Source organism: Reyranella sp. (genome assembly GCF_050185545.1).
In the GTDB taxonomy this organism is placed as follows: Bacteria; Pseudomonadota; Alphaproteobacteria; order Reyranellales; family Reyranellaceae; genus Reyranella.
On record NZ_JBFWZI010000171.1, the window covers coordinates 9,818 to 15,593 of the forward strand.

Annotated in this window: 6 protein-coding genes and 1 pseudogene; 2 read left to right on the plus strand and 5 right to left on the minus strand. The window is 68.3% G+C overall.

Annotated features, from left to right (window positions below; genetic code table 11):
• On the minus strand, positions 1 to 947 hold a 947-nt coding region (locus AB7O82_RS30335), incomplete at its 3' end, for an enolase C-terminal domain-like protein (protein WP_428620958.1).
• A gap of 86 nt (positions 948 to 1,033) precedes the next feature.
• Between AB7O82_RS30335 and AB7O82_RS30340 the strand changes: the two genes are divergently transcribed.
• Together AB7O82_RS30340 and AB7O82_RS30345 are read left to right on the plus strand one after the other, a co-directional pair.
• Entirely contained in the window at positions 1,034 to 1,936 is a 903-nt protein-coding gene (locus tag AB7O82_RS30340) for an HpcH/HpaI aldolase family protein (protein WP_428548893.1), read from the plus strand.
• A 107-nt stretch (positions 1,937 to 2,043) separates the two neighbouring features.
• Positions 2,044 to 3,207: a serine hydrolase domain-containing protein gene (locus AB7O82_RS30345; RefSeq protein WP_428548890.1), complete on the plus strand. Its 1,164-nt coding sequence runs from the start codon at positions 2,044 to 2,046 to the stop codon at positions 3,205 to 3,207.
• Between the two features lie 3 nt (positions 3,208 to 3,210).
• Here AB7O82_RS30345 and AB7O82_RS30350 read toward each other — a convergent pair whose 3' ends face one another.
• The 4 genes and pseudogenes from AB7O82_RS30350 to AB7O82_RS30365 all read right to left on the minus strand — a co-directional run.
• Entirely contained in the window at positions 3,211 to 4,455 is a 1,245-nt protein-coding gene (locus tag AB7O82_RS30350; protein WP_428548887.1) for an adenylate/guanylate cyclase domain-containing protein, read from the minus strand.
• 27 nt (positions 4,456 to 4,482) lie between these two features.
• A complete protein-coding gene (locus AB7O82_RS30355) occupies positions 4,483 to 4,968 on the minus strand; it encodes a hypothetical protein (RefSeq protein ID WP_428548884.1) in 486 nt (161 codons plus the stop codon).
• Between the two features lie 286 nt (positions 4,969 to 5,254).
• Positions 5,255 to 5,473, minus strand: coding sequence for a hypothetical protein (locus AB7O82_RS30360; protein ID WP_428548929.1), 219 nt, complete (start codon positions 5,471 to 5,473; stop codon positions 5,255 to 5,257).
• 22 nt (positions 5,474 to 5,495) lie between these two features.
• Positions 5,496 to 5,690 (minus strand): annotated as a pseudogene (locus AB7O82_RS30365) (phosphoribosyl-dephospho-CoA transferase MdcG domain-containing protein); the annotation flags it as partial.
• Positions 5,691 to 5,776 lie beyond the last annotated feature (86 nt).

The following is a 5,776-nucleotide window of genomic DNA, read 5'->3' on the forward strand; positions in this document are numbered from 1 at the left end:
GTCGCGGCGATGACGTGCGTGCCTGCGAGGTGGGCGATGCCGGTCTCGAACATGTCGCCGCCGTAGCAGGCGATGCCGGCAGCCTCGCAGATCGCCGACACCTTGCGAGCGGCCAGCATGCCGCCGTGCTTCATGATCTTGATGCTGACCAGGTCGGCCATGCGGCCGGCCGCCACCTGCAGGGCGTCGGTCGGCGTGAATACGCTCTCGTCGGCCAGCACCGGCGTGTCGAGCGCGCGGGTGATCTCGGCCAAGGCCGCGCGATGATGGCCCGGCACGGGCTGCTCGATGAAGGTCGGTCGGAACGCCTCGACGTCGCGCAGCTCGCGGATGGCGTCGTGGGTCTTCATGCCCTGATTGTAGTCGATGCGCAGCTCGGCATCGGCCGGCAGCTCCTTGCGGAAGCGTTCCATGCGCCCGAGATCCGCGGCGTGGCCGGCGAAGCCGGTCTTCATCTTGAACAGGCGCAGGCCCTCGCCGTAGAGCCGCTTCACCATCTCCATGTCGCGATCGAAATCGGGATCGGCGACGGAGAACGACAGGGGGATGTCGTCGCGGCAGCGCCCGCCCAGCAGCTCGGCGACCGGCAGGCCGGACGCTTGGCCGACGATGTCGAACAGCGCCATCTCCATCGCCGCCTTGGCCTCGGGATGGCCGACGACCGCGTGATCGGCGTCGGCCATCAGCGCCTCGATGCGGAAGGGATCGGCGCCCAGCAGCAGGGGGCGCAGGTACACATGCAAGGCAGCGACATTGGCCTCGATCGTGCCGGTGAACACCGCCCACGGCGCGGCGTCGCCCCAGCCGGTGATGCCGGCGTCGGTCTCGAGCTTCAGGATTGCATTCTTCACCGTGCCTGCGACGTCGCCCGAGCCGTGACGGCGCATCAACCGCACCGGGATCTCGGTGACGTAGACCGTCGCCGCCGTGATTGCGATCTGCTTCAAGACTGCCCCTCCCCGCTTCCCCGAGCCTAGCCGATCGAGCAGTATGGATGCCAACGAACAAGCATCGACCACCGGGAACCCCAGCCATGCGCCGTAATCTGTTTCGCGAACTCCTGAATGCCGGCAAGCCCACCGTCGGCACGCACATCCTGTCGGCGTGGCCCACCCTGGTCGAGCTGATCGGCTATTCCAAGCTGTACGACTATGTCGAGTTCACCGCCGAGTACGCGCCGTTCACGATGCACGATCTCGACAATCTCGGCCGCAGCTTCGAGCTGATGAACATGGCCGGCATGATCAAGATCGAGCAGACCCAATACACCCATCAGGCCATGCGGGCGATCGGCGCCGGCTTCCAGAGCGTGCTGTTCGCCGATATCCGCAGCGTCGAGGACGCCAAGCTTGCCGTCGACGCGGTGCGCGCCGAGACGACGATGGCGCGCGGCGTCCGCGGGCGCGGCCGGCTGGGCGTCGGCATGCGCCGTGACGTCGGCACGGTTCGCGAAGGCGGCACGCCGGCCTATGTCGATGCGCTGAACGAGGTCGTCATCGCCATCATGGTCGAGAAGAAATCGTGCGTCGACGATCTCGAGGCCATCCTGTCGGTGCCCGGCATCGACATGGTCCAGTTCGGCGCCTCGGACTTCTCGATGAGCATCGGCAAGACCGGCCAATACGGCGACGCCGAAGTGCTGGCCGCCGAGACCAGGACGATCGAGACGGCGTTGAAGATGGGCCTGCATCCGCGCGTCGAGCTGCGCGATCCATCGCAGGCCGGACGCTACCTGGCGATGGGCGTGAAGCACTTCTGCATTGGCTGGGACGTCCGCATCCTCGCCGACTGGTGGGACACCAAGGGCGCCGAGATGCGCACGCTCCTGCAGGCCAGGCCGGGAAAGAAGGCCGGAGCGCGACCGGCCAAATCCGCTGCGGCGGCACGGGCGCGCAAGACCAACGGCAAAGGCCGGGTGCGCGGCAACTACGCCTGAGTTACCGCCGGACGACGCGGCGACACGGTCATCAACGATAATTGCGCTGGACAGGAGACCTGGCCGGCATGCCTCAATAGCAACTCGACAATCGGGAGGAACATGCCATGAAAGCCAAGGCTGACAGCGTACTCAAGGAAGCCGTGAGCAGGGGCGATGTGCCGGGCGTGGTCGCCGTGGCGACCGATGCCAGAGGCACGACCTACGAGGCAGGCTTCGGCAAGCGGATCCTGGGCGAGTCCGCCGACATGACGCCCGACACCGTGGCGTGGATCGCCTCGATGACCAAGGCGATCACCGGCGCCTGCGCCATGCAGCTGGTCGAGCGCGGCAAGCTCTCGCTCGACGGGCCGGCCAAGGCGGTCATCCCGTCCCTCGGCGACTGTGTCGTCCTCGAGGGCTTCGACGCCGCCGGCAAGCCCCGGACCCGCAAGGCCCAGCGGGATATCACGTTGCGCCATCTGCTCACCCACACCGCGGGCTTCGCCTACGACATCTGGAAGCCCGAGATCGGCAAGTACATGGAGGCGATGGAGGTGCCCGGTGTCATCAGCTGCCAGAACAAGGCGCTGACCCTTCCCCTGCTGTTCGAGCCGGGCGAGCGCTGGGAGTACGGCATCAACATCGACTGGGCCGGCAAGATGGTCGAGGCGGTGAGTGGCCAGCGGCTCGGCCAGTACATGCGCGACAATATCCTGGGGCCGCTCGGCATGGACAACACCGCCTTCCGCATCAGCGATGCGATGCGCGCCAGGCTCGCCAAGATCCATCACCGCGGCGCCGACGGCAAGCTGGTGCCCGACCCGGCGCTCGAGCTGCCGCAGGAGCCCGAGTTCGAGATGGGCGGCGGCGGGCTCTACAGCACGGCCGGCGACTACCTGAAGTTCGTGCGCATGATGCTGAACCAGGGCCGCTCGGACAAAGGCGAGGCGGTGCTGAAGCCCGCCACTGTCGAGCTGATGTCGAAGAACGCCATGGGCAATTCGAAGGTGATCATGCTCAAGACGGCGGCGCCGCCGTTCTCCAACGATGCCGAGTTCTTCCCCGGCATGGACAAGAGCTGGGGGCTCTCCTTCATGATCAACAACGAGGAGGCGCCGACCGGCCGCACCGCCGGCTCGCTGGCCTGGGCGGGCCTCGCCAACACCTACTTCTGGATCGACCAGAAGAAGGGTCTGGGCGGCGTCTACCTTACCCAGGTCCTGCCGTTCGCCGACGTGAAGTCGCTGCCGCTGTTCTACGCCTTCGAGAGCGCCGTCTACGGCAAGTAGGCGTCACGTCGCGGCGAGCGAGTAGAGCTCGGTCGGCTCGCGCACGCCGCGCAGCTCGTGCCGGCCGAGCGAGACCAGGCGGCAGCGGCTCGAGACGGCCGCTTCCGCGAATTGCTGCGAGGCCAGTACGCGACGCCCGAGCGGCTCGCACAGCCGCTCGATGCGCGAGGCCTCGTTGACCGCCGGGCCGATCACCGTGAAGTCGAGGCGGGTCGCCGTGCCGACATTGCCGTACTGCACCGTGCCGATATGCAGCGAGATATCGAGCGCGATCGCCTGCCGTCCCTCGACGCGCCGGCGGGCATTCAGCGTCTCGATGCGCGCCAGTGCCTCGACCGCAGAGTCGAGCGCCGCGCCGCACACCGCGTCGCGATTGCCGGCAATGACCGCGAAGGCGGCGAGCAGCCCGTCCCCCAGGAACTTCAGCACCTCGCCGCCGCGCTCGGCGACCGGCTCGACCATGCATTCGAAGCACTCGTCGAGCAGCGCGATCAGCTCCGGCCCGGGCGTCACGTCGGCCAGCGCCGTGAAGCCGCGCAGGTCGGTATAGAACAGCACCGCCTCGACGCTCTGCACCTCGCCGCGCTGCACCGTGCCGGCGAACACCCGGCTCGCCGGATCATCGCCGAGATAGGCGGCGAGCAGACCGTGGCCAATGGCGCCGGCGGTGACCGCCTTGACCGCCAAGGCGAACACCGGCATCACTCGGTTGAACATCGCGACATCGTCGTCAAGCCAGCCGCCCGGCCGGTCCGTCGTCAGCGAGCAGACGAGAAAGCGCCGCTCGACGTGCTCGGCCGACTCCGGAATGCGGGCGCCGGCCGCAAGTGTCCCGAAGTCGGGCGTCAGTGCTCCGAAGGCGAACACGCGCCCGAACCACTCGGTCATGCCGGCGGCATGCAGCTCCTCGAACATCGGCACTTCGCGGGCTGCCGCGAGGTCGTCGACCCGCCGACGGCGCTCGACCACGCCATCGCGCAGCATCGGCAGGAAGGGGCTCTGGCGCAGGATGGGCGCACCGATATCGACGTGGCGAAACTCGAAATGGGCATTCGCCCCGGCCGACCGCTCCCAGATCACACTGCGCGCGCGCACCATCGGGTGCAGCGTGTTCATGCCGACGAAGGTGCGTGCCACCGGCGCGCCGAGCGCGTTGAGCCGCCGCGAGAAGCCGTCGACCATCTCTTCGAACGGCAGGTTGCGCAGCCCCGCCTCGGCCAGCCACGCCGCGAGCGCCGTCTCACTCATGGCTCGTCCATGAGGGACGGTGACGGCTCACGGTCGAATGGGGAAGGGCGGATTGTACACAGGCGGCTGGGTCTCCACGCCGGCGACGACACCGTCGCGCCCGATATTGGCCGGGACCTCGCGCAGGGTGCAGGCATTGGAGCCGGTCTCCGTCGCCGCCTGCAGGAAGATCATGGTGCTGGGTCGCAGCTCGAGGTTGGTCGACCCGGCGAGCTCCTTGTCCTTGCCGATGAGGCAGCGCACATCGTAGCGCCCGGGCGCGACGTCGGCGCGGATCCAGGTCGACGGCGTCAGCCAGCCCAGCTGCGTGTCCCGCGCCGTAAGCGACAGCACCTGCGGCGGAGCCGCATCCGGGCCGCGATAGATATAGACCGCGGTCATGCCGGGCATCGGCGACCAGAACCTCTTGCCGGCGGCATCGGATTGCCGGTTGGCCAACGGGACCACCGGGACCGGCTGCATGCCGCAGGCGGTCAACACCACCGCCATTGCCACCATGACTGCGCTTTTCATTTGGCCCTTTCGCGACTCGAGAGACATGACACTCGCCAACCGCGAGGGAACGGTCAAGAGGACGAAAACCCGTGGCCGGGGAACGGGTCGGGCCGCGGCCAGGGCATTCGCATAGGAGGAAATGCCGTCATCCCGACCGGAGCCGAGCGCAGCGAGGCGTAGTGGAGGGACCTTTCTTGTTGCAGCGCCGACAAGAAAGGCCCTCGACTGCACCGCCCTGCGGGCGGCTCCGCTCGGGATGACGGTATCTCTGCCATGTGCGAATGGTCTGGGATCGTGGCCAGCATCAACCCACCTGCCGCGCCAGCCACGCATGGACTCCCTGCAGCGTCCCGAAATCGTCGAGGCTGCGGGCGGGAATGTCGGGATGGACCGCGGCGGCCATCTCGGCGAGGGCGCGCCCGGGGCCGAGCTCGAGGAAGACCGTGGCGCCCGCCTCGACCGCGCTGTCGAGGCAGGCCGCCCACTGGACGGTGTGCGAGATCTGCGCGGCGAGCAGGCGCATCGGCGCCGCCAAGCTCGATCGCCGCCAGCCCGGCGATCAGCCGCGGCGTTTCGGCCGCCCGCGGCATCGCCAGCAGCATGTCGAGATCGGAGCGCGCCGTCAGGCAATCGAGGCCGGTCAGGTATTGCCACGCCAGGCTGCCGTAGACGCTTGGCTCGATGCCGAGCGCGATCAGCCGCTCGAGAGTCGGGTGCCACGCCGCCGGCGCGACACGCATCGCGTCGCGCAGCAACGGCGGTGGGGCGCTCGACACGAAGCCATCGTGCGGCAGGATCAGCGCCAGCCGTCGCTTGCCGTGCGACG

Excerpts from the sequence above, each read along its gene's own strand:
- AB7O82_RS30345 (WP_428548890.1), top strand. The coding sequence starts at position 2,044 with ATGAAAGCCAAGGCTGACAGCGTACTCAAGGAAGCCGTGAGCAGGGGC.
- AB7O82_RS30340 (WP_428548893.1), top strand. The coding sequence starts at position 1,034 with ATGCGCCGTAATCTGTTTCGCGAACTCCTGAATGCCGGCAAGCCCACC.
- AB7O82_RS30350 (WP_428548887.1), bottom strand. The coding sequence starts at position 4,455 with ATGAGTGAGACGGCGCTCGCGGCGTGGCTGGCCGAGGCGGGGCTGCGC.
- AB7O82_RS30355 (WP_428548884.1), bottom strand. The coding sequence starts at position 4,968 with ATGAAAAGCGCAGTCATGGTGGCAATGGCGGTGGTGTTGACCGCCTGC.
- AB7O82_RS30360 (WP_428548929.1), bottom strand. The coding sequence starts at position 5,473 with ATGCGCCTGCTCGCCGCGCAGATCTCGCACACCGTCCAGTGGGCGGCC.